General features: G+C 40.0%; 22 protein-coding genes. 11 read left to right on the forward strand and 11 right to left on the reverse strand.

Features of this window, described 5'->3' with window-relative positions:
* Positions 1-9: 9 nt before the first annotated feature.
* Positions 10-1737, reverse strand: a complete 1728-nt coding sequence (locus PF327_RS04330) for an FAD-binding protein (protein WP_008242755.1) — start codon at positions 1735-1737, stop codon at positions 10-12.
* A 139-nt stretch (positions 1738-1876) separates the two neighbouring features.
* Positions 1877-2935, reverse strand: a complete 1059-nt coding sequence (locus PF327_RS04335) for a DUF5644 domain-containing protein (RefSeq protein ID WP_289401485.1) — start codon at positions 2933-2935, stop codon at positions 1877-1879.
* Between the two features lie 142 nt (positions 2936-3077).
* Here PF327_RS04335 and PF327_RS04340 point away from each other — a divergent pair, with 142 nt between their 5' ends.
* Positions 3078-3920, forward strand: a complete 843-nt coding sequence (locus PF327_RS04340; protein ID WP_008242751.1) for a thiamine-phosphate kinase — start codon at positions 3078-3080, stop codon at positions 3918-3920.
* Between the two features lie 2 nt (positions 3921-3922).
* On the opposite strand, the gene PF327_RS04345 is transcribed toward PF327_RS04340, so the two are convergent.
* Genes PF327_RS04345 through PF327_RS04355 form a run of 3 tightly spaced genes read right to left on the reverse strand, consistent with a single transcriptional unit; the run spans position 3923 to position 6659 of the window.
* Complete coding sequence (locus tag PF327_RS04345) at positions 3923-4534, reverse strand: hypothetical protein (protein WP_008242749.1); 612 nt, start codon at positions 4532-4534, stop codon at positions 3923-3925.
* Complete coding sequence (locus PF327_RS04350) at positions 4531-5988, reverse strand: FAD-dependent oxidoreductase (protein ID WP_008242748.1); 1458 nt, start codon at positions 5986-5988, stop codon at positions 4531-4533. The genes PF327_RS04345 and PF327_RS04350 overlap by 4 nt, the downstream gene beginning before the upstream one ends.
* Entirely contained in the window at positions 5985-6659 is a 675-nt protein-coding gene (locus PF327_RS04355) for a phosphoglycolate phosphatase (RefSeq protein ID WP_008242746.1), read from the reverse strand. The genes PF327_RS04350 and PF327_RS04355 overlap by 4 nt, the downstream gene beginning before the upstream one ends.
* Before the next feature lie 215 nt (positions 6660-6874).
* On the opposite strand from PF327_RS04355, the gene truD reads away from it, so the two are divergent.
* Both truD and PF327_RS04365 read left to right on the forward strand, forming a co-directional pair.
* A complete protein-coding gene (truD, locus tag PF327_RS04360) occupies positions 6875-7942 on the forward strand; it encodes a tRNA pseudouridine(13) synthase TruD (RefSeq protein WP_008242745.1) in 1068 nt (355 codons plus the stop codon).
* 95 nt (positions 7943-8037) lie between these two features.
* Positions 8038-8403: a hypothetical protein gene (locus tag PF327_RS04365; RefSeq protein WP_008242744.1), complete on the forward strand. Its 366-nt coding sequence runs from the start codon at positions 8038-8040 to the stop codon at positions 8401-8403.
* Between the two features lie 213 nt (positions 8404-8616).
* Here PF327_RS04365 and PF327_RS04370 read toward each other — a convergent pair whose 3' ends face one another.
* Positions 8617-8958, reverse strand: a complete 342-nt coding sequence (locus tag PF327_RS04370; protein WP_289401487.1) for a hypothetical protein — start codon at positions 8956-8958, stop codon at positions 8617-8619.
* Between the two features lie 147 nt (positions 8959-9105).
* On the opposite strand from PF327_RS04370, the gene wrbA reads away from it, so the two are divergent.
* Positions 9106-9717 carry an NAD(P)H:quinone oxidoreductase gene (wrbA, locus tag PF327_RS04375; protein ID WP_289401488.1) on the forward strand — a complete coding sequence of 204 codons (612 nt, stop codon included), beginning with the start codon at positions 9106-9108 and terminating at the stop codon, positions 9715-9717.
* A gap of 102 nt (positions 9718-9819) precedes the next feature.
* Here the strand turns inward: wrbA and PF327_RS04380 are convergent, their stop codons facing one another.
* From PF327_RS04380 to PF327_RS04390, 3 genes are read right to left on the reverse strand one after another with little or no spacing between them, the layout of a single operon-like run.
* On the reverse strand, positions 9820-11691 hold the full coding sequence (locus PF327_RS04380) for a DUF2207 domain-containing protein (RefSeq protein ID WP_289401489.1): 1872 nt from the start codon (positions 11689-11691) through the stop codon (positions 9820-9822).
* 4 nt (positions 11692-11695) lie between these two features.
* A complete protein-coding gene (locus tag PF327_RS04385; RefSeq protein ID WP_008242739.1) occupies positions 11696-12259 on the reverse strand; it encodes a LemA family protein in 564 nt (187 codons plus the stop codon).
* Between the two features lie 50 nt (positions 12260-12309).
* Positions 12310-12657: a gamma-glutamylcyclotransferase family protein gene (locus PF327_RS04390; protein ID WP_008242736.1), complete on the reverse strand. Its 348-nt coding sequence runs from the start codon at positions 12655-12657 to the stop codon at positions 12310-12312.
* A gap of 115 nt (positions 12658-12772) precedes the next feature.
* On the opposite strand from PF327_RS04390, the gene PF327_RS04395 reads away from it, so the two are divergent.
* Positions 12773-13663 (forward strand): 5'-nucleotidase, encoded by an 891-nt coding sequence (locus tag PF327_RS04395; protein ID WP_008242735.1) that lies wholly within the window; start codon positions 12773-12775, stop codon positions 13661-13663.
* 51 nt (positions 13664-13714) lie between these two features.
* On the opposite strand, the gene tgt is transcribed toward PF327_RS04395, so the two are convergent.
* On the reverse strand, positions 13715-14833 hold the full coding sequence (gene tgt / locus PF327_RS04400; protein WP_289401490.1) for a tRNA guanosine(34) transglycosylase Tgt: 1119 nt from the start codon (positions 14831-14833) through the stop codon (positions 13715-13717).
* 330 nt (positions 14834-15163) lie between these two features.
* Between tgt and PF327_RS04405 the strand changes: the two genes are divergently transcribed.
* The 6 genes from PF327_RS04405 (at position 15164) to bioV (ending at position 22646) form a co-directional block, all read left to right on the forward strand.
* On the forward strand, positions 15164-16408 hold the full coding sequence (locus tag PF327_RS04405; RefSeq protein ID WP_289401491.1) for a COG3400 family protein: 1245 nt from the start codon (positions 15164-15166) through the stop codon (positions 16406-16408).
* Between the two features lie 91 nt (positions 16409-16499).
* Positions 16500-17552 (forward strand): 3-dehydroquinate synthase, encoded by a 1053-nt coding sequence (gene aroB, locus PF327_RS04410; RefSeq protein WP_008242722.1) that lies wholly within the window; start codon positions 16500-16502, stop codon positions 17550-17552.
* Positions 17549-19216, forward strand: coding sequence for a mechanosensitive ion channel domain-containing protein (locus tag PF327_RS04415; RefSeq protein ID WP_008242720.1), 1668 nt, complete (start codon positions 17549-17551; stop codon positions 19214-19216). The genes aroB and PF327_RS04415 overlap by 4 nt, the downstream gene beginning before the upstream one ends.
* A gap of 2 nt (positions 19217-19218) precedes the next feature.
* Positions 19219-20466 carry a tRNA (N(6)-L-threonylcarbamoyladenosine(37)-C(2))-methylthiotransferase MtaB gene (gene mtaB / locus PF327_RS04420; protein WP_289401640.1) on the forward strand — a complete coding sequence of 416 codons (1248 nt, stop codon included), beginning with the start codon at positions 19219-19221 and terminating at the stop codon, positions 20464-20466.
* Positions 20441-22117 (forward strand): AAA family ATPase, encoded by a 1677-nt coding sequence (locus PF327_RS04425; protein WP_008242717.1) that lies wholly within the window; start codon positions 20441-20443, stop codon positions 22115-22117. Before mtaB ends, PF327_RS04425 begins: the two co-directional genes overlap by 26 nt.
* Before the next feature lie 16 nt (positions 22118-22133).
* Positions 22134-22646, forward strand: coding sequence for a pimelyl-ACP methyl ester esterase BioV (bioV, locus tag PF327_RS04430; RefSeq protein WP_289401493.1), 513 nt, complete (start codon positions 22134-22136; stop codon positions 22644-22646).
* 46 nt (positions 22647-22692) lie between these two features.
* Here bioV and PF327_RS04435 read toward each other — a convergent pair whose 3' ends face one another.
* Complete coding sequence (locus PF327_RS04435) at positions 22693-23676, reverse strand: patatin-like phospholipase family protein (protein ID WP_008242713.1); 984 nt, start codon at positions 23674-23676, stop codon at positions 22693-22695.
* Between the last annotated feature and the right edge of the window lies 1 nt (position 23677).

The raw sequence follows: 23677 nt of genomic DNA on the forward strand, positions 1-23677 counted from the left end.
ATGACCTCCTTAATATGTTCTTTCTTTAGGCTCAAACTTACCAAGCACTACATCACCCCATTCTTGAGTAATGTTAAAATCTTTATCCATATATGCATAGGTATGTTTGAGGAATCTTTCATCATCTCTCTTAGGGAAGTCTTCACGGTAGTGTCCGCCACGGCTCTCTTCTCTGTTAAGTGCTCCCACAACAATGAACTTGGAGAACTCTAACATATGTCCAAGTTCTAAAGCTTCTTGAAGGTCTGTATTATAGGTATCTGACTTGTCATCAATACGAATATTATTAAATCTTTCCAACAAGTTATCGATAAGTGCTATTTGTCTCTCTAAAGACTCTTTGCTTCTAAATACACCTGCATCTGCAGTCATCCCGTTTTGAAGTTCAGTTCTGAGTCCAGGAACTGTTTCAATACCGTTTGAAGTTTTGATCTTGTGCATCTCTTCGATCATTCTGTTTGCATCTGAAGCAGAGGCTTTACGTAACTCTATACCTTCATCAAGTGCCTTTATCATGTTTTCACCTGCATGACGACCAAAAAGTAGGGCTTCAAGCACTGAGTTTGCACCCAAACGATTCGCTCCATGCACCGATACACATGAACACTCACCGGCCGCATAGAAACCTTCTACCAATTCTCTTGGATTTTTACGAACCTGACAGTTGATATTTACAGGAATACCACCCATAGAGTAGTGTGCTGTTGCCGAGATATGAATAGGCTCTTTAAGCATATCCTGCCCTTGGAAGGCAATAGCAAGTTCACGTAGCTCCGGAAGACGTGTCAAGATGATCTCAGGATCAAGATGCGTAAGGTCAATGTTCACTGACTGACCATCTTTACCTACACCTCTACCTTGACGTACCTCTTCCATAATAGCTCTGGATACAACGTCACGTGAAGCAAGTTCCATAGCGTTTGGTGCATACTTGCTCATAAATCTTTCACCTTCAGAGTTAAAAAGACGACCACCTTCACCACGCGCCGCTTCTGAGATAAGTACACCTGAACCACCAAGTCCACTTGGGTGGAACTGAACAAATTCCATATCTTCTAGAGGAAGACCGTGACGTGCTACGATAGAAAGTGAGTCACCTGTATTTGCATGTGCATTTGAGTTAAATCTATAGGCTCTGGCATGACCACCTGTAGCGAACATCGTCACCTTTGCATTGAATATAGCCGGTTCTGAGTTACGGATATTATACGCAGCAACACCAGATACTTTTCCATCTTCATAAAGAAGATCAGCAGCATACCACTCATCAAATATCTCTACACCTGCACGGAATGCCTGTTCATAAATAGTCTGAAGCAGTGTAAGTCCTGTTCTGTCTTTTGCATAACATGCTCTAGGTTGAGACTGTCCACCAAAAGGTCTGATAGCAATATTACCTTCTTCATTTCTTGAGAATACAGCTCCCATTCTCTCTGCCCATCTGATAGTCTCAGGAGCTTTTGTACACATCAATTCAACGCAATCCTGGTCTGCAAGATAGTCAGAACCTTTCACCGTGTCAAACTCATGAAGTTCTGTAGAATCATCTTTACCAAGAGCAGCGTTGATTCCACCTTGTGCTGCACCTGAGTGAGATCTTAATGGGTGAAGTTTTGTAATGACCGCTGTCTTTTTCCCTGCTTCTGTCAACTCTTTCGCTGCTGCAAGTCCAGCGAGTCCAGAACCAACGATGACTGCGTCATATTCGTAGATTTTAATATCTGAGTTTTTGCTCATAGTATCCATATCCTTTTGTTACAATTTGGCTTTATTATATCTTCTTAGCATTAATTTTCGTTAGAAATTGGTATAAGTGATGAAATTTGGGGAGGTGTAGTGTTTCGTAGCGTGGCAATTCAGCCAACGCTACTTTTGATCATGCTGCGATAGAATTCAGTTGCGAAACAAAATCATTTGCAGAGATAAGTTCTAGACCTATCATCTTTCTACCTATCGTTCTTTCTATAGCAGAAAAGTTTTTCTTGAACATGTCCATTACGTCAATATCTTCAACAACAAGCACTTCTGCACCATGGTCATAGGCATCTAAAAGTATGGCACCTGCTTTTTTGAATGCGAGATCTTTGTTCTCTTCCAGTATCCCGAGTCCGGCAAGCTTTCCTGATCTTGAAAAGTGTACACCTTTCATACCTCTGTCAGCGATCAACTTATGCATAGTATCATGGGAAGCTGGACCATGATAATGTGCAATCTGCTTCTCTTCCAGGTTTTCAATCGTCTCTGCTGCTCTTTTTGGTACAGAAACTTCAACCTCTTTTTTAGAAAAGCGTGCCATAAGTCTTGCACAGAGAGAAGGGCCTTCTTCTGGTTTGACCATCGCTTTGAGCGCATTGATCGCAGCACTGTGGTCTTGCGCATTAAAGAGGTTATTTTCATATTCACAGTCAAAGAGTCCAGAGTTCACAGAAGTGACCGCTTCAAGTATGGCTTCTTTATGCTCTGAGCCTTCTGTGATCATTTTATGTGCCAGAACGAGTATTGCATCACCGATGTACTCACGGTCAAAGTTTTCTGTTTCTGATGCATAATGAAGTGCATACAATGTTTTGTAGTATTTTAGATCTGATTCCGAAGCATAGGGAGCCAAAAGTTCAAAACTATTCATAAAGTCACTGTCATTGATCTTCAGTCCATCGTTAGAACGATAGCTGTTTACCGGATCTATTTGTAAAGAGGTTCCAAGTCTTTCCACCAGAGCTGAAACAGGTTGCTTCGCCTCGACAACAAGACCATTGATCTTCATAAGAAGTTTTTGTTTCGGAAAACTGAAGTTCTCGTTCTCTTCTTGTATCTTTACCAGCAGGTCTTTGGCTGTTGCATCATCATTCACATGTATAGTGAAGTTTTTGTAGTAAGGCAGATAGTCTGTTTTAGCATTAAAAAAGAATGCTCTTATTTCAAGTTTATATGACATAGGTATTTCCTTAATAAAGATTGTTTAGTATAACTTATAGAACTATGAATGAGACAATTTGACTCTTACTAAAGCTAAAACACTTGAACTATGTTACAATTCTACCAATTCTAAAGATTTAAGTGCTCAAAGGACAGAAACTATGCCTAAACAAGATAAAGAACACTACCTTATTCACTCTTTAAGTTCAAAATACATCGGTGATGATGCTGCAGTGATAGGTGATACACTCTATAGTATGGATGCCTTCTTTGAAGATACACATTTCAAGCGTGAATGGATGAGCATCGCTCAGATAGGTCGAAAAGCGATGCTTATCAATCTCTCTGATGCCATTGCTATGAATGCACGGCCACAGTTTGCACTCGTCACTGTCTCTATCCCTAAGACGATGACAGAATCAGAGATAGATGAATTGATACAGAGTATGGAAAGTACAGCGAAAGAGTACCACTGCGAGATCATTGGTGGAGATACCATTGGTGGTGACAAACTACATCTCTCTATTACGATCATTTCCAAAAGCGATACACCGCTTCTGCGTACAGGTTTACAAGTAGGGGACCTCTTGGCCTATACAGGAACATTGGGAGAGAGCAAACGTAATCTTGATGCACTTTTCAGAGGGGAAAAGATAGCCAATGATGCACGCTTTTTCGAGCCTACATTAAGGGCAGACTTTATAGCGAGTGCAAGACCTTTTTTACGTACGGGCATGGACATTTCAGACGGACTCTATTGTGACACGAACAAACTATTAGATATTAATAAATATGGATTTGATATATTTGAAGAAATTTCGCCTGAAATAGGGCACAGCGGGGAAGAGTATGAAATGCTTGTAAGCTTCGCTCCTGAACATTATAGTGATGTTATGAAAATAGCAGAAGAGACCAATACCCCTTTAAGTGTCTTTGCAAAAGTGGCTAAAAACAGTGACAGATATCCATGTAAAAGCCAGCATTTTCAAAATAGTACAGAGTAAGGTTAATTACCTTGCCATGCAGACTTCATCTTTCGCCTAAATGCTTCATGCACTTCGTCTAAAAGCATTTTTGCTTCTTCTCCAAAGACAAAGACGCCTTTATACTCTTTCTCTACAGACTGCACATAGGCTTGAAGTGCCTCTTTTTCCAACGCTGTTTTTGGCGGGGTAAAAAGGTATTGCATCCCACTCTCTTTGTCATAACTTTTTCTTGCTGTTTCTATATAAACTTTACTTGATCTCAATACTACCGTATGATCCGGGAGCATTTCATACTGCTGTATCCTTGCCCCATAAGGGCTGTCATACACTTTTCCTTTTCTGTCCCAAAAACTGTAGAGCGTGATAGTCGTACCGTTTATCTCATAGGCACCTTCTTGCGTACTTTTATCTGCACAGGTACCTGTTTTGTCTTTCAAGATCAGACTCAATACAAAGGTAAGATCGTTATTGCGTTCTTCTTTATAGAACTTCATTACTTCACCTTTAGAGTCATAGATATCATAAGCCTCCGTGACTATGGAAAAGTCCTGATTTCCCAGTGTGACATGTTCAAGCTCTGCCGTAGCGAAGAGGATGTTTAACGTAAATAGTATAAGAGAAAAGATTTTCATGAGACCTGCTTTGAAATATTTCTGTTGGCTAAAGCACGTGGATAGTCACGTTTTACTGCTATAGATTCAGCTCTTTGTTTTAATGCGGTTTCATCCAAGTCTGTGGCATGAGTAAAGTCACGCTTACCTAAAATATTGGCTTCTAGATAGCCTAAGTCAATAAATTGTTGTGTCATGGCATCTATCATATCCAAGACTGAAGAAACTTTGACGATCTCACATCTGGCATAACGTTCTCGAGGAAAAGAGACTTCTGCTACACGTAAAGTCGGGTCATCTCCAGGGATCTGCTGTGCACCAAAAAGAGGTTTGCTTCCTACAGTAGCACTCTTGAAGGACGGTATGTACTGAGAGAGATGTTCGATAGCCGCCTTTGTACGTTTTTGGGTCTCTTCTTGTGTCCAGGACTTTTCTATTTTGTCTATAAAATCCTGACCCAGTCTGGGTTGGCAACTGACAAGAGAATTTGCAACCAGACCATCTTCATAGAGTGTGATATCTTTGGTCATGCCATGCAGTTGAAAATACCCGCCGGGGTAGGGCGTGAATTGTCCCATACCTCGTGGTGTACCACGCTCTCCATGAAAAACAACTTCAGGGAATTGTGTACCTTCACACCCATCCCAGTGACTCACATACGCTGCTTTGAATTCAACCATAGACTTACAAGGTGCACCCAAAAGATCATCGATCTTTCCTGTTCTAAAGCCCGCAGCATTGATGAGATAGTCAAAAGAGTCTGTATGGCTGATATCATCCTTGACATAACTGATATCCCACCCTTCCGTTTCAAAATTTTGCTGTACATTATAAACGATACTATTCATATTGAGCGAAACGCACTCTAGTGCTTCAAGGGTCATTTCAGCACCAGCAGCAAGCCTAAAGAGGTTTAGTCCATACTCTTGAACCATAATAAGAGGAAACTGTACTTTATCCATATCGATATTTTTGGCTACAGGTATCATCCATTCATCAGAGGTTTTCGGTCTTTGGACCAATGCTTTTTCTCTGAGTCCTTGTATCTCTTCTTTGGTGTAGATCCGATAATAGTTCTCCGGTTTTCCCAGTACTTCATTCTTCGGGTCTTTGGCGATATGGGCTTTATATTCCTCTGTCAGTAACTTAAGGCGTGGTAGTAGTGCCTCAGGATTGGAACTGTCAGTAGTGGGTAACACTATGACCGTAGGTCTGTAGTCCACTACAAAAGGGTAGAAGCGCAAAAAGTCTATGGATTGTTTTAGTAAAGTAATGCACTGTGCATCAGAGATCTCACGATAGAGATTGCCCCCTGCATGTAAATGACACCATGGTGGCCCACTCACTAAACTTGCACTCTTTTCAAACAGTGTCACATTTAGACCAAGTTGACCAAAATAGAGTGCTGCACTTGATCCTGCAGCACCTCCCCCTATAATGGCAATTTTTACTTTACTCTTTTCTATCATACTCATAACAGTGCATTTAACTCCGAAAAATCATCTATGATAAATGTTGGGTCGTATATTCCTATCTCTTCACCATAATTATACCCATAAGTTACACCAACACTTTGCATACCACAGTTTTTGGCAGCCAAGAGGTCATTTCTAGAATCGCCTACCATCACACATTGCGATATGCTGACATTCATATGCTCGCAAGCATGCAGCAAAGGGAGGGGGTCTGGTTTCTTTTTCTCCAAACTGTCTCCTCCCAACCAAAAGTCAAACACGCCATCAAGCCCGAGGGCTTCCAGGATAGGGCCGACAAAATCAAAAGGTTTATTGGTCACGATCACCAAACGGTAGCCTTTTTCCTTTAAGGTATGCAGTGTGGTTGATACATTGGGATACGCCGCCGTATCGATACAAAGATTTTCTCCATAGAACGTTAAAAAGATATCTAAAGCCTTTTCAAACAAAGTAGGATCCAGCTTCTCGTCTATTTCTGTTTGTCCTGATAAAGCACGTTTGACCAAAACCTGTGCCCCGTTCCCCACCCAGTAACGAATCGTATCTTCACTGAACGTTTCACGGTGTAATGCATTTAACATATGATTTACTGCGGTTGCCAAGTCCGGTACACTGTCGATCAGTGTGCCATCCAGATCAAATAAAATGACTTCTTTATTAGTGAATTTCAAATTTTACCTTTTATATAATGTTATTGAATAATTAATATAATTTTTATATACAATACCAAATTTTCATTTATAGTACAAATAAAAGAACACCGTTTGTAGGTGAATTATGTTCGTTCGTACAAATAACCGATAATTTATGTATTGTGCATGTTTAGTTGGGCGATTATACATTTTTTAGCTAAAATGCTGGAATTATTAACTTTTGAAAGAAATCCATGCAGCTAATCTACCCACTGAACGTCAAAAATGAATTTGTATTTAACTCTTCTCCTCGAGACTTTACTGTTGAAGAGATACCACTGTATGAGTTTACGGGTGAGGGTGAACATCTGGTACTTCAAGTACGTAAAAAAGAGTTGACGACATGGGAGATGCTTGATGTCATTTCCAACCATGTAGGCATACGACGCCGTGACATGGGATATGCAGGGTTAAAAGACAAACATGCTATGACGATTCAGTACATCTCTTTGCCAGCGAAATTTGAGGAGAAGTTAAAGGCCTTTTCACATGATAAGATCAAGATCCTCTCTATGGTCCTCCACAATAACAAGATACGTGTAGGGCATCTGAAAGGTAATCGTTTCAAAATTCGTCTGAAAAAAGTGCTTGGTGTCCAAAAAGACAAACTGGATTCTGTACTGAAGTGGATCGACGAAAATGGTGTACCAAACTACTTTGGAAACCAACGTTTCGGGACAGATGGAAACAACTGGGAAGATGGTAAAAAACTGATAGAGGGAAGCCTGAAAATACGTGACAGAAAAACAAAAGAGTTTTTGATGGGTGCCTACCAAAGCTATCTTTTCAACCAATGGCTCTCAAAACGTATGGAACTGAGTCACTTGCTTGAAAAGTTCACTGAAGCTGAAACGGAGCAGGTATTGAACTTACCCAAAGGCTCACTCAAAGGTACAAAGTCACAGCCAAACTTCTTCAAACTGGTAGAGGGTGATGTAATGATGCACTATCCTTACGGACGTTTATTTACGGTGGAGAACCTGGAAGAAGAAGCCAAACGTTTTGCAGAAAAAGACATCGCACCTGCAGGACTGCTTCCCGGTAAAAAAACAAAGAGAGCAGAAGGTACAGCAGGTCTCATAGAATCACCATTTGCTGAGGAGATAAACCTCAATGGTGCCAGAAGGTATGCCTGGATACAGGTAACGGATATTAAGAAAACATATATCGAAGAAAAAGCCCACTATGAACTGAATTTTGTATTGCCTAAAGGTTCATACGCTACAAACGTATTAGACGTGTTGAGAGGTGGAGAGGCATAGATCAAAAGTATCCTTTAGATGCCTTAATGATTTCACACTTATTACATACTTCTAGTTTATCATTTAATTCAATGATCACTATAAAGGAAAGTAGGATGGTAAGAAGGAATCTTAAACTCATAGGTGCAGCAAGCATACTGACTTCAGCATTGATCTTTAATGCTTGTAATCCGCAGGAACGCGCTTTTGCTACTGGTGTAGGGGTTGGTGTTGTTGCGGCATCCGTATTTAGTTACCCACATTATTATGATCGTCCATACTATTATTACGACGGTAGATATTATTATGGTGGATATTATCGTGATGGATTTTATTATTATAAAGGTTACAGATTTAGAGATGGGCACTATTACCATAATGGATATCGATACCATCATGGACACCGTTATAGTGCACGTGTAGGTCAATATGGTTATTATCAAAATCGAAAACAATACGATAATCGCCACAGATATAGATAGTTACTGAAATTGTAAATTGAAGGAAATTTTATCTTAGATACAGCAAGGTTGGGTTTGTTTCGTTGGTAGTCGAGACAACAATGTTTTTCTAAAAGGAGGAAGAATAAAAAAAACTGCCATACCTAAGATATGACCGAATTGTAACCAAATAAGATAAAATTACTCTTAATTTAAAACTTATAACTAAAATTTGTTCAAATTATTTTTTTAAATCTAACACACAAGCCAATTTTCTATCTTAAATATCTCCTCTGTTGCAGGCATTCCTTTCCATCCATTTGATTCCAGATACATCATTTTATTTCCAAAATATCCAACAATGTATTTTTCTTTATAGATAGGGAAGGTTCCTGAGTGGAACATGGCAAAGATATCTTCATAGCTTTTGGCCGTTTCATAATAGCTGAAATCAAAACTATGCAGGGCTATCAGAGCCGTTTGCAACATCTCATTACTATGCATAGCACAGCTTAATACATAGTAAGATGGATAGGGAACAGCAGGGTTGTCCAGTAGGTCACAGATATAGAGTCTTTCTTTTTTTTTGTTATACATGACGACATTGTAGGGTAAAGGATCCTAGAAAAGCTACAAATATGTCAAATTGACATATTTTTAAGCTTTCATACTATGAATTATGTAACTGCTACATAGAAAGTACACAAATTTTAACTATAGTGATATAAAAAATAGGGTGTTAAGATGAAGGTATTGATCGTTTACTATTCAATGTACGGGCATATCTACAGGCTGGCAGAAGAAGCTGCTGAAGGCGTACGATCTGTTGCAAATGCAGAAGCTATCATTCGCCGAGTTCCAGAGACTTTGTCCGAGGGAATATTAGAAAAAATGGGTGCGACTGAAGCCCAGAAACAGCAGTCTCATATACCTATATGCACGGTAAAGGAGCTGAGTGAGGCTGATGCGATCATTTTCGGAACACCTACCCGATTTGGAAATATGTGTGGACAGATGCGACAATTTCTTGATAGTACCGGGAAACTATGGATGGAAGGATCGTTGGTAGGCAAAGTAGGAAGTGTTATTACGAGTTCAAGTACCCAGCATGGTGGACAGGAATCCACGATATTGACCTTCCATGTTACACTCTTGCATCACGGTATGATCATTGCAGGTTTGCCTTATACGTTCCAGGGACAAATGATGATGGAAGAGATCAGTGGTTGTTCTCCATATGGTGCATCAACGATCGCTGGTGGTGATGGCAGTCGGTTCCCAAGTAAAAATGAGCTTTCCGGAGCACGATACCAGGGAGCATATGTCGCAGAGATCGCAAAGAAACTCATCACGTGATAAAATGCTCAAGAATATGCTTTAGTGACTGGATTACATAAAGAGGCGCTGATGCTCAGTATAGGATAGACTTTTATGGTTTCATAGATCCTATAAGTTCAGTTACCAACTGCCACCGCCGCCGCCGCCACCGCCGCCGCCGGAGAAGCCACCTCCACCTGAGAAGCCGCTACCGCCGTTAGAACTCTTGGAAGGCGACGTAGATGCTGCACTGAGAGAAGAGGAGAATCGACCCAGACCTGAAACATTTCCATGATACCAATATGGCGTGTCTACATGTAGAATATCATAAAAGGTGAGCCAATGGTCCGATTCATCAAAAAGAACGGCATACGGCAACATTTTTTCCAGGTAAAGCGGGTCCATCGCTAAACGTCTTTTTATTTCATCTTGCTTTACCCGTTTGATAAACTCTTTCAATCCCAGTAGATGTTTCGATGCATAAGCACCTTTTTGTGTAAATTTTCCTATTTTCCTATAGGTAAAAACCAAAGATGCCACCAGTACGATCAAAACCCCCAAAGGACCTAGTATCAATTCATGGAAGTGTATCCCTTCCTTGTGTATGGCAAGAAAAGGCATCATTCCTGCTATAGCAAAGATAAGACCTGTTATTTTAGAGAACCAGTTTTTATTCAGCGTCATAATATTTAGACCTACACCACCAAAGACAAGAGGAAAGATAAGAAGAAAGATCACCTCTTCTCCAAACTGCAGATAGAGGTTGTAAAGCACCAATCCTACAACAGGCAATAAAAGTAGAATACTCTTGGCTAAAAAGTTTTTACGTACCCTTTGTGGATTCTCTACCATATATCCATCTGCCACCGACCAGGTGTAAAGGTTATCGTTGATATATTTGAATCCTTTTTGCAGTGCTGATGCTTTTTCTTCGGATCCAGAGGAGAGCATAAAACTGTTTTTTCCTTTAAAAAGTACATGATCAAGTAGATACTTCTGGTCCATTCTTAAATTTGCTGTATTACTCTCTTTACGTATCAAAAGAGGATCAAGTTTCTTCTCTCTTTGGTCTATCTCAAGGTGTCCCAAGTGTGCCAGTTCAAGGACAGCTGCTGCAAAGTCTTTATTGTCAGTGAACTTGTCCAGAACAAGTCCTGATTCTAACAGACTGAGCCCTTTTGGAGGTTCATATTGTACTGCGATAGACCGTTTGTCAACAAATCCTCTGTTCTTGGTGTAGGTATGATAAAAATAGAGCAAAAAACCAATCAATGCAGCCCAGTGGATATGGGCTAAAAACCACTCCACAAAAGTGGCTTTGACATTCTCCAGTCCATTTTGATCTAAAAGATCGGCCGGATAAGCTAGCTCGACCGTTGCTCCTTCATGGGGATACAGTTTTACTACTTTTACTTGCAGTTGTCTTGGATCAATCCACACGCTTTTAGCGGAAGGAGCCTTTGAACCATAACGACCTGTAGACGTTGAGAGTACGATGTCATATTGACTCAGAGAGGAGGGCAGGAAGAAATTTGCTTCAACATTATGAATAGGGATCTGCCAACCTGTACCGATAACATTCCAACGTATGGCATCATCTTCTTCATTTTGAGCAGCCGGAAGCACACCTTTTTTTACACGGTAAGCGATCTTATAGAGGTGTTTTCCAGTAATATAGGTATGAGCTGAACCAATCTTCAAACGTATGACATCTCCTGCCTGCGTAGAAGCAAGAGTGGACTGCTGCCACTCTATGATACCCCCATCAAGCTGCACCGAAAAGTCATAGAGCCCCAGATCTTTTATAAGGTTGTTTCTTTTGATGGTGTAAGGTATATCACGGAAGATCCCGTGCTTTCTTAAACCTTCAAAGTCATAGGTGATAGACTCTACGATAGAGAGTTCACCACTCTGTTCTACCGTAACATCTATCTTATAATTTGAGATCTTTTCAGCATAAGCAGAGGTATTCAAGCCCCAAAAAAGGAGGGCGAGGATGAGTAGTGTTTTCATCAGATCAAAAGTCTATTTTAGGCATCTTTTTCGCAGCTTCGGCTTCACTCTCATCAAGCTCAAAATACTCGCGAGGAGTAAAGTTAAACTTTTTTGCCACGTAAAGATCAGGAAAAGCATCAAGTCTATAGTTATAATCTCTTACGATGGCATTATAGTAACGTCTTGCATTTTGGAGCGCATCTTCTATGCTTGACAGCTCATTTTGCAGTTTCATAAAGGTAGTGTTCGCCTTAAGATCCGGGTAGGCTTCAGCCAGAGCAAAGAGTTTACCCAGGGCCCCGGAGATCATATTGGCTGCGGCAGCCTTTTCATCGATGCTTCCTGCATCCAATCCCTGCTGACGTGCCTGTATCACTTTTTCAAGTGTCTCTGCTTCATAATCCTTATAGCCTTTGACTGTATCCACCAGTGCCGGGATAAGATCATAGCGACGCTTCAACTGCACATCGATATCAGACCATGATGCATCGATACCCGTACGCAATGATATAAACCTGTTATAAATAACAACAAGATACGCAGCGACAGCTACAATGATCAGTAAAACAATATTTCCAAAACTCATTTCTCTTCCTTTAAGTGTTGTATAGCTTTATTATAACCAAAGATACTTTTCTACTCTTCTAAATGTTCTTTCTCTTCCTTGAGGACATAGATAAAAGTATCGACATCAAGTTCATCATATCTCTCTACACTCACAGCAGTACGTACAAACTCATCTCCTTCAAATTCATCGAGATACTCCCAATGCTCATCAAGATTCCGTGAGTAAAACAGGTAACCATGTACCGTATCACCATCAGGGTCGAGTTTAATGCCCGGATATCCCATTGAGGCTGACCAACCGGCACCGATAAGGTTTCCTCGTACGGTTGAGGGGACAAATTTACCTGTGATATTTTCCAGTACATGGCCATTGGGGCAATTTGGCATCAGCGTGCCATAGACAAACAGTGTTTCCATTTTCAACCTTTGATTTGGTAAAAGAATTCTAGCACAGGTTTTATTTGGTAAACTCTTCTCTCTGCCCCCTAAAGAAAAATTGACTACAATACGACAAACATCTATAAGGAAACCTATGGCGTATGACTTAAAAGACAAACTTGTCATTGCGATCTCATCCCGTGCACTCTTTAGCCTTGAGGAAGAAAACAGTATCTTTGATAAAGAAGGACTCGAAGCATATTATGATTATCAACTGTCTCATTTGGATGACCCTTTATCCAAAGGTTCTGCATTTAAATTTGTACAGAACCTGCTTGCTATTAACAAAAAATTTGATAACAAACTGATAGAAGTGATCATCCTTTCTCGCAATAATGCTGCAACTGGTTTACGTATAGGACGATCTATAGAACACTATAATCTAGATATAGAACGTACCGGATGGACTGCTGGTACGCCTGTAAGTAGATATCTTGAAGCGTTTAAAGTAGACTTGTTCCTTTCTGTACACTCCCCGGATGTTGAAGAAGCCGTCAACTCGGGGGTGGCTGCTGCAACCATACTTCCTCATACACCTATCACCTCTGAGGAGAGTGATATGGTAAAAATAGCCTTCGATGGGGATGCTGTCCTCTTTGGAGACGAGAGTGAGAGAGTCTATCAGGAAAAAGGTCTGGAAGCGTTCATAGAACACGAACGTGAAAATGCCAAGAATCCGTTGAGTCAAGGACCATTTTTCAAGTTCCTTAAAACGATATCAGAGATACAGGACAAGTTTCCCATGGAAAAATCACCTATACGTACAGCACTGGTAACGGCAAGAAACTTTTCCACACATGAAAGAGTATTAGGAACCTTAGAGGGGTGGGGTGTTCGTGTAGATGAAGCCTTTTTCCAGGGCGGTGTACAAAAATATGAGGTTGTGAAAGCATTCGGTGCAGATATATTTTTTGATGATCAGGATACACATTTAGAGCATACATCCAAAGAGACCCCTTCTGCCAAAGTCCCGTATAGACGATAATAGTATTTAATATAATTTAATAATATTTCTTAGTATTAAAGTCGTTAAATATTACTTCCGTTTTTCATAGAACTCCACTTTAAATGCATCGAATCTATTCTCTAAAATAGCTTCTCTCATCTGGCTCATCAAATTAAGATAATAATAGAGGTTATGGATCGTTGCCAGCCTGAAGTAAGTGATCTCTCTTGCACGGAAAAGGTGACGTAAATATGATCTTGAGTAGGTTTTACAGACCATACAGTCGCATTCAGGGTCGACAGGTCCTTCATCAGTCGTATATTCAGCCTTTTTGATGTTGACTTTACCAAAGCTTGTAAAGAGTGTTCCGTTACGTGCATTTCTTGTAGGCATCACACAGTCAAACATATCTACACCACGTGCTACGTTCTCCACCAAATCTTCAGGAGTTCCTACCCCCATAAGATAGCGTGGCTTCTCTTCTGGCATGAACTGTGTGGTCCACTCTACCGTGTCATACATATCCTGATTTGCCTCTCCTACGCTAAGACCGCCAATAGCAAAACCATCATAATCCATCGCACAGAGTTCTTTGGCAGATTTCTCACGAAAAGCCTTATCGGTACCTCCTTGGATAATGGCAAAAATATTTTGATCCACACCGATACCTTCTTCTTGCTTGGCTCTGAAGTAGTCTATAGATTCCTGCGCCCAGCGTGTGGTACGTTCAATACTTGCTTTGATACGTTCCTGGGTAGCAGGCAGCGCCACAAGATCATCCAGTATCATCATAATATCTGATCCCAGGTTATGCTGGATATCTATCACTTTTTTAGGTGTAAAATAGTGTTTACTTCCATCCAGGTGACTTCTAAAAGTAATGCCGTTTTCATCGATCTTGACGTTATCTGAGAGTGAAAAAGCCTGGAATCCGCCGCTGTCTGTCAGAAAGCTTTTAGGGTACTTCGTAAACCCATGCAATTTGCCCATGGTCTTGATCGTTTCATCACCCGGACGCATGTACAAATGATAGGTATTTCCCAATATGATCTCCGGTTTGATAAATGTAGCAAGATCCGTTGCATCAAGTGCTTTGACGGCACCTACCGTACCTACAGGCATAAATACCGGTGTTTGTATCGTAGAATGTGCTGTTTTTATCGTACAGGCTCTTGCTTTACCATCTGTTTTATCTATCTGAAATTCCATTGTGTTATAATATCCCTCAAAAATAATTACGGAAGTATATCTATATTTTACAAAATAAGACAAAAGTGACGCTTCATATGATCCTGTCGTATAGATAAGAAAAGTCATTACAACCCTTTGACTTATGGGGTTATGATATAAAGGATTTTCATCAAAAATATACTTATTTTAGCCAGCGGTAGCATTGCCAAACATTTTATAGAATGGGTCAGTAAAAACAGGGTTGCAGACAACGAATATTATGTCACATGCTACAAAGAGCATACGATACCTGAAAAAATAGGCCAAAATATTACGATCATTGATGCGGATCCTACAAGTTTTTCAAAATTGAATCGTATTATGAATGAGACCAAGTTCTCAAATCTTTTTGTTGTCATGGAAGATATAGAGGATGCCCGATATGTGCTAAAAAATATAGCCATGATCAAACCAAAGATACGTATTACCCTTGTAAACCAATGGGATGACCATACGATAGGGAAGGACCATGAGAACATTACCATCGTACATAGCGATAAACTGATAGCGGCCCATCTTTATGACCAACTACCCAATGTACCTTTGGTCGCACAGAATGTCGGACTTGGCCAGGGAGAGATCATGGAAGTCCATGTACCCTTTGGAAGTTCTTACGCCTATAGACATGTAGGATCGATCCTTCAGCAAAAATGGAAGATCTCTGCGCTCTACAGAGATGAAAAACTGATCCTTCCGGAAGATACTACGATGATTCGTCCAAACGATACCCTACTTATCCTGGGACAACCTATCGTACTCAATGGTGTATACAAGACCATCAATAAAAGAATAGGTCTGTTCCCTGAACCATTTGGTAAAAACATCTATCTTATCCTGGATCTTAGACATGATAAAAAAGAGGCATTACTCTGTCTGAAACAGAGTATTTATCTTATAGAAAAACTGGAAGACAAAGCACTCTTCGTACGTATTTTATACCCTAATGATTTTGATTTGATCGAAGAGCTTAAAACCTTGGAATCAGAACGTGTGACGATCTCTATCTCCTATGAGAATGAAAATGCTGCATTTCTCATCAAAAATGATATACATGAATTTGATATCGGGCTTGTGATGAACAGCATCCCTACATTTGAAGCAGATGGGCTTAAAGAGACACTTTATGATCTAAAAAAACTGGTCTTCCTTTTTGGGGATAAACTGCTGTATAACATTAAAAACTCTGTTGTACTGATGAGTGAAAATGAAAAAATGGAATCCATTTCATCTACAGCGTTTGATATATCAGAGACACTGGGATTAGGGCTTACTCTGGGTGACTTTAACCCCGAAGGCGATTTTGAGAGTAAAAAGATGATCATAGATCATTACGAGACACTGGCCCATATCTTTAATATGGAGGTGAACATCGAACAAAAGGTGGCTAACCCTATACGTGAACTTTCAAACATGGAAGATATACTTCAGATCGCACCTTTTGAAAAACGGCTCAATACTGATAGCCTTAGAAAATTCATCTCCAACAGGATACAAGACTTTCTTCTTACTACCAATAAGCATCCCAAACTGCTAGTGCCTTTTGCGATGACATAAAGGCTCTATGGGGTCTAAAATCCTTTAAAACGATACTTAATCACAAATAAGATAAAATAGAGCCAATAATAACGCGCAAGGTTTTACCAATATGATCGTCCCTATCGAATTAGCTCATGCTCAAAACATCACTTATGATATTACTATTGATGCATTACCCCAACTTACTTTTGACACCAATGTTGTTGTAGTGACAAACCCGACAGTTGCGGGGTACCATCTTGAAACACTTCTTTCTCACATACATGCCACAAAACTCAATGTTGTGACGATCCCTGATGGGGAAGGGTACAAGACCCTGGAAACCGTTGAAAATATACTGAATGAATGTTTTGAACATAAGCTCGATAGAAAATCACTGCTTATCGCCTTTGGTGGGGGTGTGATAGGAGATATGACAGGATTTACTGCAAGCATTTATCAAAGAGGGATAGACTTTATCCAGATACCTACCACACTACTGAGTCAAGTGGATGCGAGTGTAGGAGGTAAAACAGGGGTCAATAACAAATATGGGAAAAATCTCATAGGTGCATTTTATCAGCCAAAAGCTGTCTACATAGACCCTGCATTTTTAAAAACACTGCCTCCAAGAGAGTTTGCTGCAGGTATCGCGGAGATAGTCAAAATGGCAGTCATGTTTGACAAAAACTATTTTGAGTTCCTGCAAAAATCGGATTTCAGTGACACTGAAACACTTAAAGAGGTGATCAAGAAGAGTGTCGAACTTAAGGCATGGGTGGTCAATCAGGATGAAAAAGAAGCAGGTATACGTGCTGTACTGAACTACGGCCATACCTTTGGTCATGTTGTTGAAAATGAAACCAACTATACGACTTATTTACATGGAGAAGCAGTCGCTATAGGTATGGTCATGGCCAACGCTTTGGCAGTAGAACTTGGCCTGTTTACACAAGATGAGGCCGATGCGGTCAAAACACTTTTGGAAAATGCCTCTTTGCCTACCGACTATGTGATCAAAGATGTAGATGACTTTTATGAGCATTTCTTTTTAGACAAAAAAAGTGCGAAAGGGAGTATCAAATTTATCTTACCTAATGGAATGGGTAACTATAAAATGGCATCCGATATTGATGAAAGTGTAGTAAAAAAAGTACTTCAAAGCTTTGGAGAAAAGAAATGAGTTTTAAAAACATTCTTATAGCTTTTTCTCTTTTATCTTCTGTTCCAGCCTTTGCTGAACCTGCCTTAGAGCAAAATACTACTACAGAAACGATCATAGAGGCCAATAAAACAGAAAAACTGCCTTTGGATGTACAGAGAATAGATCAGCTTCTTGTGCAAAAAGAAACACTGCAAAAAGAACTGAGTGATAACAATATCTGGTCAAAGATCTATAGTAATTACCATACCTACAAAGAACTTGAAAAACAACAGATTGTACTGGATGAAAACATTGCACGCTTGGAAAAAATCAAACGAAAAACACAAGCTCAAAAAGAAGAGTATCAAAATGCTCAAGACACCAAGATCACACTTCTTGGCAAACTTCAACTGCTAGAAGAGTATGAAAAAGACCCATTTAAAAAGTTTCTTACCCCGCCTGAGATCACTGCTGTACCTAAAGTAGATAGTCCTTTTGCTCTTATCTCTGCAGTATCGTATAGAGAAAAGCTCCAATCCGATATGGAAGAGTACAACAACCGCTATGAATCTCTCTATCATATCGTTGAAAAGTTTAAAGAGAAACAGCTTCTTCTTAAAAAACTTTTAAAGTTGGACCCTCTGAACATAGAGTTCATCAATGAGCAGCAGGACACGATAGATCAAATTAAAACATTTATTCCTGTCCTGGAAATATTTAAAACCACCAAGAATGTGTACAGTAAAAAAATCGATGAGATCGAGCTCAAGCTCAAAAATGATATTCAAAGAGAGATACAAAGAACGATGACGATCGGTGGGATCATCCTGTTCTTTCTTTTCATTCTCTTCTTCATTAAACATTTCGTTAAAAAATATATGTCAGAAGATGAACGCTTTTATGCCATCAACAAAGCACTCAACATCTCTTTTGTGAGTATTTTGATCTTAACCTTACTCCTTGCCTATATAGAGAACGTGAGTTATCTGGTCACGATCCTTGGTTTTGCCTCAGCGGGTATTGCTATTGCGATGAAAGACTGGTTTATGTCCCTTATGGGGTGGGCGACCATCGTACTTGGCGGTGCTATCCATGTAGGTGACAGGGTTCGATTTGTACGTGAAGGTGTAGAGTATGTAGGGGATATCGTAGATATCTCCATGCTCCGTATGACCATGCATGAGGATGTCAACCTCACTTCTTACATGACCAACCGAAGAGCAGGACGTATGATCTTCATTCCAAACAACTTCATATTTACTGATATGATCGCAAATTACTCTCACTCTGGACTCAAAACAGTATGGGATGGGATAGACTTTGTCATTACTTTTGATTCTGATGCAAATAAAGCTACACAGATCGCTAAAGAGATCACCAAAAAATACTCAAAAGGGTATACAGAGATCACAAGAAAACAACTGAACAAACTAAGAAGTAAATATGGTATGAGAAACACCAATGTTGAGCCTCGTATCTTTACACATATTGAACCTTACGGTTTAAAAATATCTGCATGGTATCTGACAAACTCTTATGCGACGATGACTCTGAGAAGTACTATTTCCATCGAGATCATCGCACGTATTCAAGAAGAAGAGAAGATACAACTTGCATTCCCTACACAATCTATTTATGTGGATAAAAATGTACCTAAACCGGAAATAGGATTAGATACGATCAATCCTCCTCAAGGACTTTGATGATGAAAAAAGTCTATTTTAAAACCTTTGGATGTCGTACGAACCAGTTTGATACACAGGTCATGATGTCAAAACTGAAAGATTATGAACTGACAGATAATGAGCTGAGCTCTGATATCATCGTTGTGAACTCCTGTACCGTGACCAATGGTGCAGACTCTTCTGTCCGTAACTATATCTCCTCTATGCAGCGTAAAAATCCGGATGCAAAAGTGATTCTAGCAGGCTGTGGATCACACTCAAAAGGTGAATCACTCTTTGAAGACAAAAAAGTATTTGGTGTCATAGGTCATTCTGAAAAAGAGAACATCAACGCTATACTTAAAAATGAAAACCCATTTTATCAGATCGGTGATCTTGAGCATATTGATTCGACTATTGTTGAAGAGTTTGTAGGTAAAAGCCGTGCTTTTATCAAGATCCAGGAGGGGTGTGACTTTAGATGTTCCTACTGTATCATACCTGCAGTACGTGGTGATGCACGCTCCCATAAAGAAGAGACTATTTTAGAGCAGATCAACAAACTTGCAGCCAATGGATTTGGAGAATTTATCCTTACAGGAACCAATGTAGGAAGTTACGGACAGGATCACAACACCTCCATGGCCAAACTGCTTAAAAAGATGAGTATGATCCGTGGTGTTCGACGTATACGTATAGGAAGTATGGAGCCTATACAGATCGACGATGAATTCTTGGAGCTTCTCAATGAACCTTGGATGGCAAAACATATGCACATTGCCCTGCAGCATACCAGCGATAAAATGCTCAAACTGATGAACAGAAGAAATGAGTTTAAGAGCGATCTGGCACTTTTCAGAAAAATTGCCGACCAGGGCTATGCATTGGGGACGGACTACATCGTAGGACATCCAGGTGAAGATGAAAAAGAGTGGTCTGAGGCGATCTCCAGAGTGAAAGAATTACCTTTGACCCATGTACATGCTTTCTCCTATTCAAAGCGGGACAATACCCCTTCAGCAACCATGAAACCAGAAGTAAGGGGCAACATAGCCAAAGAGCGTCATCGTGAACTTACAGCTATCATAAAAGCAAAGAACTTTGCGTTCAGACGGGAGCATACACAAAACCTTGAAGTACTCCTAGAGAGTGGTCAAGATGGTGTCTATCAAGGCTTTGACCAATATTTTAATAAAGTATCTGTAACAAGTGATGAAGACCTCACTTCAAACTGGGTCCTGCTAAATGATGTGGAGGTAAGCAATGAAGGCAATAAAGCCAAAGTTTGACCCATCAATGCTGAATCCCTCGAATGTAAAAGTGATTGTAGGACTGCTTGTACTGTTGGTGTTCTTACTTTCATTTGCTATTCTTAGGGATACAGATACACTCATTACCCACGATCAGGCCAATGCTCTCTACACTGAAAACAAAATACAAAAAGTCATTATAGATGGTGATCTCATACGACTAAAGACTGATACAGACACCTATAAGATCTACAAAGATGCAGTGAACAAAACAGCTTTTTTCACCAAATACCCTGTTGAAGTACGTCAGGACAATAGTGACATCTATGATCTTCTTTCCTTTCTTATCATTATCGCGGCATTTGGTTTTTTATATAGATTAATGCAGCAGAACAGACTGCAACAACTCAAACATATACGTGCAGCCTCTAAAGACGATGATACACCTGTCAATGCTCCAGTACAGGCATTGACATCCACTATCACTTTTGCAGATGTCGCAGGGATAAAAGATGTGAAAGAGGAGCTTGAAGAAATCATTGATTTTCTCAAAGCACCGCAGAAATATCGTGACTTGGACATTCGTCTACCCAAAGGTGTGCTCCTTGTAGGTCCTCCCGGTGTAGGTAAAACACTTATCTCCAAAGCCGTCGCGGGTGAAGCCAATGTACCTTTCTTTTACCAAAGTGGGGCTTCTTTTGTCCATATCTATGTAGGCATGGGGGCAAAAAGGGTTTCTGAACTCTTTAAAAAAGCCAAACAGATGGCACCGAGTATTGTTTTTATCGATGAGATCGATGCTGTAGGTAAAAGCCGCGGTGAATTCAGAAATGATGAGAGAGAAGCCACACTTAATCAACTGCTCACGGAAATGGATGGTTTTGAAGAGAGTTCAGGTGTCATCGTCATCGGTGCGACCAATAAAATAGAGATGCTCGATGAAGCACTGCTAAGAGCAGGGCGTTTTGATAGACGTATACATATTTCACTGCCAGACCTGGAAGACAGGGCCAAAACACTTGAGCTCTATCTTGCACACAAACCAAACAATGTAGACATCGATCTTGTGGCACGTATGACCGTCGGTTTCAACTCTGCAGCATTGGATACACTGACCAACGAAGCCGCTATCTATGCGATGAGAGAAGGGCGTAGTGTCGTAGAAACTTCAGATTTTGAAGCAGTCAAAGAGAAAGTTTTACTGGGAAAACGAAAAATACTCTCTTTTACCGAAGAGGAGAGAGAGATTCAAGCCGTTTATCAGGCCGCAAAAGCTGTTATCGCTACCTGGCTGGATGTGGAATATGAAAAAATCGGTATCGTCAACACAAGGCTTCTCAACCAGGAACATGAGATACTCTCCAAAAGCCAGCTGCTTTCACGTATTAAAGTCTATCTTGCAGGCAGCATCGCTACAAAGATACACTATAATGAACAATTCACCAATGCAAGTACTGACATTGCTCAGGCAAAAGAGATCGTTAGAAAAGTGGTGTATGAGTATGTGATGAGTGACAACTTCATCGTAACCACACAGCAGGAAGAGGAACTTCTACGTGACTCTGTTTCAGAGATCACAAAACTTTTAACTACCCTGGATCAAGCACTGAGTGAAGTCACTGCTTTCCTCTTGGCACATGAAAATATCACGCCTGAAGAGTGCCGTGTGATCTTACGTAAGATCTTTTAGAGAGGAGTGCCTTCTAATGAAATACTTTAATGGATTTTCGCTTCAAAATGAAAAGGAACTCTTCATTCCCTATATGACACCAAGCAAATATGGTGTTGCCGGTTTTTCCTATGGGGCACAACAGGCATTTGAGTATGTATATAACTCTACAGAGCGTATAGACAGGCTGATACTTCTCTCACCGGCTTTTTTTCAAACAGAAAAACCAAGTTTTATACGTACACAGCTGCGTTACTTTGAAGCTGGGCAGGAAGCGTACGTGAAACAGTTCCTGGAAAATGCTGCTTATCCTTCAAACTTCAATCTTTCAGACTATTTGAATGTTGGAACCAAAAAAGAGCTTGAAGCACTGCTTAGCTACACTTGGGAGAATGAAAAGATACAGAAAGTCCTTGATAGAGGTACTACCATAGAAGTCTTTCTGGGAGAAAAGGACAAGATCATAGATGCACAAAAGGCATTTGAATTCTTCAAACCTTTGACTACTACCTATTTCATGAAAAATGCAGGACATCTACTCAAAGGCTAAATACTAGACATCCGTAAAGGGGTAGAATAATCTACTCATAACCTAATTATTTTACAGTTTCTAAACTTTTTTGTGTAGCTCTTATACCTATCTCTATCATCTCATAGGCTTTGTCAAACTCATAAGCTTCACAAGCATCTCTAGGTATCTCTATCATTAGATCAGGTTCATATTCCTTGAGGGTATTCTCTATTATGAGACTTTGTGTGGCATCTAGACTTTTGTTCAGTATATACAAAATATCTATCGGAGGCTTTTCTTTAGAGCTATCCTTACCTATGGCCTCCTTGGCTTTATCTACTAGCTCTAGAGTCTTTTTATACAATCTATTTTCTGCTTTTTTCTCTTTTTCTAGTCTCTCTATATGATAGGTATTTTGTATATTCGCATTCAGGTTCACTGCAATAATAATATCCGTATCATCTGATAAGACGGAGGCTATGGGTAAGGGCTCCAATACACCTCCATCTACAAGGATCATATCATTTTCAATGACTGGTGTAAACACGGTAGGTATGGCGATAGAAGCTCTTATAGCATCAATAAGCTTTCCTTCCCTGAAGCATACTTTTTTACGATTTTTGATATCTGATGCCACCGCCATATAGGTGATAGGCAGATCTTCTATGGTAATATCACCTATCATCTGTTCTATTTTTTGATACACAGAGTCGATATTAACTATACCTCCATGAGCTAGTGAGATGTCAATCAGCTTAAGCGTGTCTATAAAATCAAGAGAGAGTACCCACTTTTTATATGCATCCAGTTTTCCTGCCGCATAAAGTCCTCCTATCAGTGCACCCATAGAAGATCCCGAAATAGATTTGATCGTATATCCTTTCTTTTCAAGCGTTTCTATGACACCAATATGTGCATATCCTCTGGCTCCTCCGCTGCCAAGGACCAAGGAGACAGTTTTATTATCTTTTTGCATATTACTATCCTTTTTTATCTGTTGACTGTCTGCAAAAAGTAGAAGTGGCAGCAATAGCATCAATACTATCTGTAAAAAAATCTGCTTTATCATG

The organism is Sulfurovum xiamenensis (assembly GCF_030347995.1).
Classification (GTDB): Bacteria; Campylobacterota; Campylobacteria; order Campylobacterales; family Sulfurovaceae; genus Sulfurovum; species Sulfurovum xiamenensis.

Coding starts and splice junctions, on each gene's coding strand:
- PF327_RS04330 (WP_008242755.1), bottom strand. CDS start 1,737: ATGAGCAAAAACTCAGATATTAAAATCTACGAATATGACGCAGTCATC.
- PF327_RS04335 (WP_289401485.1), bottom strand. CDS start 2,935: ATGTCATATAAACTTGAAATAAGAGCATTCTTTTTTAATGCTAAAACA.
- PF327_RS04340 (WP_008242751.1), top strand. CDS start 3,078: ATGCCTAAACAAGATAAAGAACACTACCTTATTCACTCTTTAAGTTCA.
- PF327_RS04345 (WP_008242749.1), bottom strand. CDS start 4,534: ATGAAAATCTTTTCTCTTATACTATTTACGTTAAACATCCTCTTCGCT.
- PF327_RS04350 (WP_008242748.1), bottom strand. CDS start 5,988: ATGAGTATGATAGAAAAGAGTAAAGTAAAAATTGCCATTATAGGGGGA.
- truD (WP_008242745.1), top strand. CDS start 6,875: ATGCAGCTAATCTACCCACTGAACGTCAAAAATGAATTTGTATTTAAC.
- PF327_RS04365 (WP_008242744.1), top strand. CDS start 8,038: ATGGTAAGAAGGAATCTTAAACTCATAGGTGCAGCAAGCATACTGACT.
- PF327_RS04370 (WP_289401487.1), bottom strand. CDS start 8,958: ATGTATAACAAAAAAAAAGAAAGACTCTATATCTGTGACCTACTGGAC.
- wrbA (WP_289401488.1), top strand. CDS start 9,106: ATGAAGGTATTGATCGTTTACTATTCAATGTACGGGCATATCTACAGG.
- PF327_RS04380 (WP_289401489.1), bottom strand. CDS start 11,691: ATGAAAACACTACTCATCCTCGCCCTCCTTTTTTGGGGCTTGAATACC.
- PF327_RS04385 (WP_008242739.1), bottom strand. CDS start 12,259: ATGAGTTTTGGAAATATTGTTTTACTGATCATTGTAGCTGTCGCTGCG.
- PF327_RS04390 (WP_008242736.1), bottom strand. CDS start 12,657: ATGGAAACACTGTTTGTCTATGGCACGCTGATGCCAAATTGCCCCAAT.
- PF327_RS04395 (WP_008242735.1), top strand. CDS start 12,773: ATGGCGTATGACTTAAAAGACAAACTTGTCATTGCGATCTCATCCCGT.
- tgt (WP_289401490.1), bottom strand. CDS start 14,833: ATGGAATTTCAGATAGATAAAACAGATGGTAAAGCAAGAGCCTGTACG.
- aroB (WP_008242722.1), top strand. CDS start 16,500: ATGATCGTCCCTATCGAATTAGCTCATGCTCAAAACATCACTTATGAT.
- PF327_RS04415 (WP_008242720.1), top strand. CDS start 17,549: ATGAGTTTTAAAAACATTCTTATAGCTTTTTCTCTTTTATCTTCTGTT.
- mtaB (WP_289401640.1), top strand. CDS start 19,219: ATGAAAAAAGTCTATTTTAAAACCTTTGGATGTCGTACGAACCAGTTT.
- PF327_RS04425 (WP_008242717.1), top strand. CDS start 20,441: ATGAAGGCAATAAAGCCAAAGTTTGACCCATCAATGCTGAATCCCTCG.
- bioV (WP_289401493.1), top strand. CDS start 22,134: ATGAAATACTTTAATGGATTTTCGCTTCAAAATGAAAAGGAACTCTTC.
- PF327_RS04435 (WP_008242713.1), bottom strand. CDS start 23,676: ATGATAAAGCAGATTTTTTTACAGATAGTATTGATGCTATTGCTGCCA.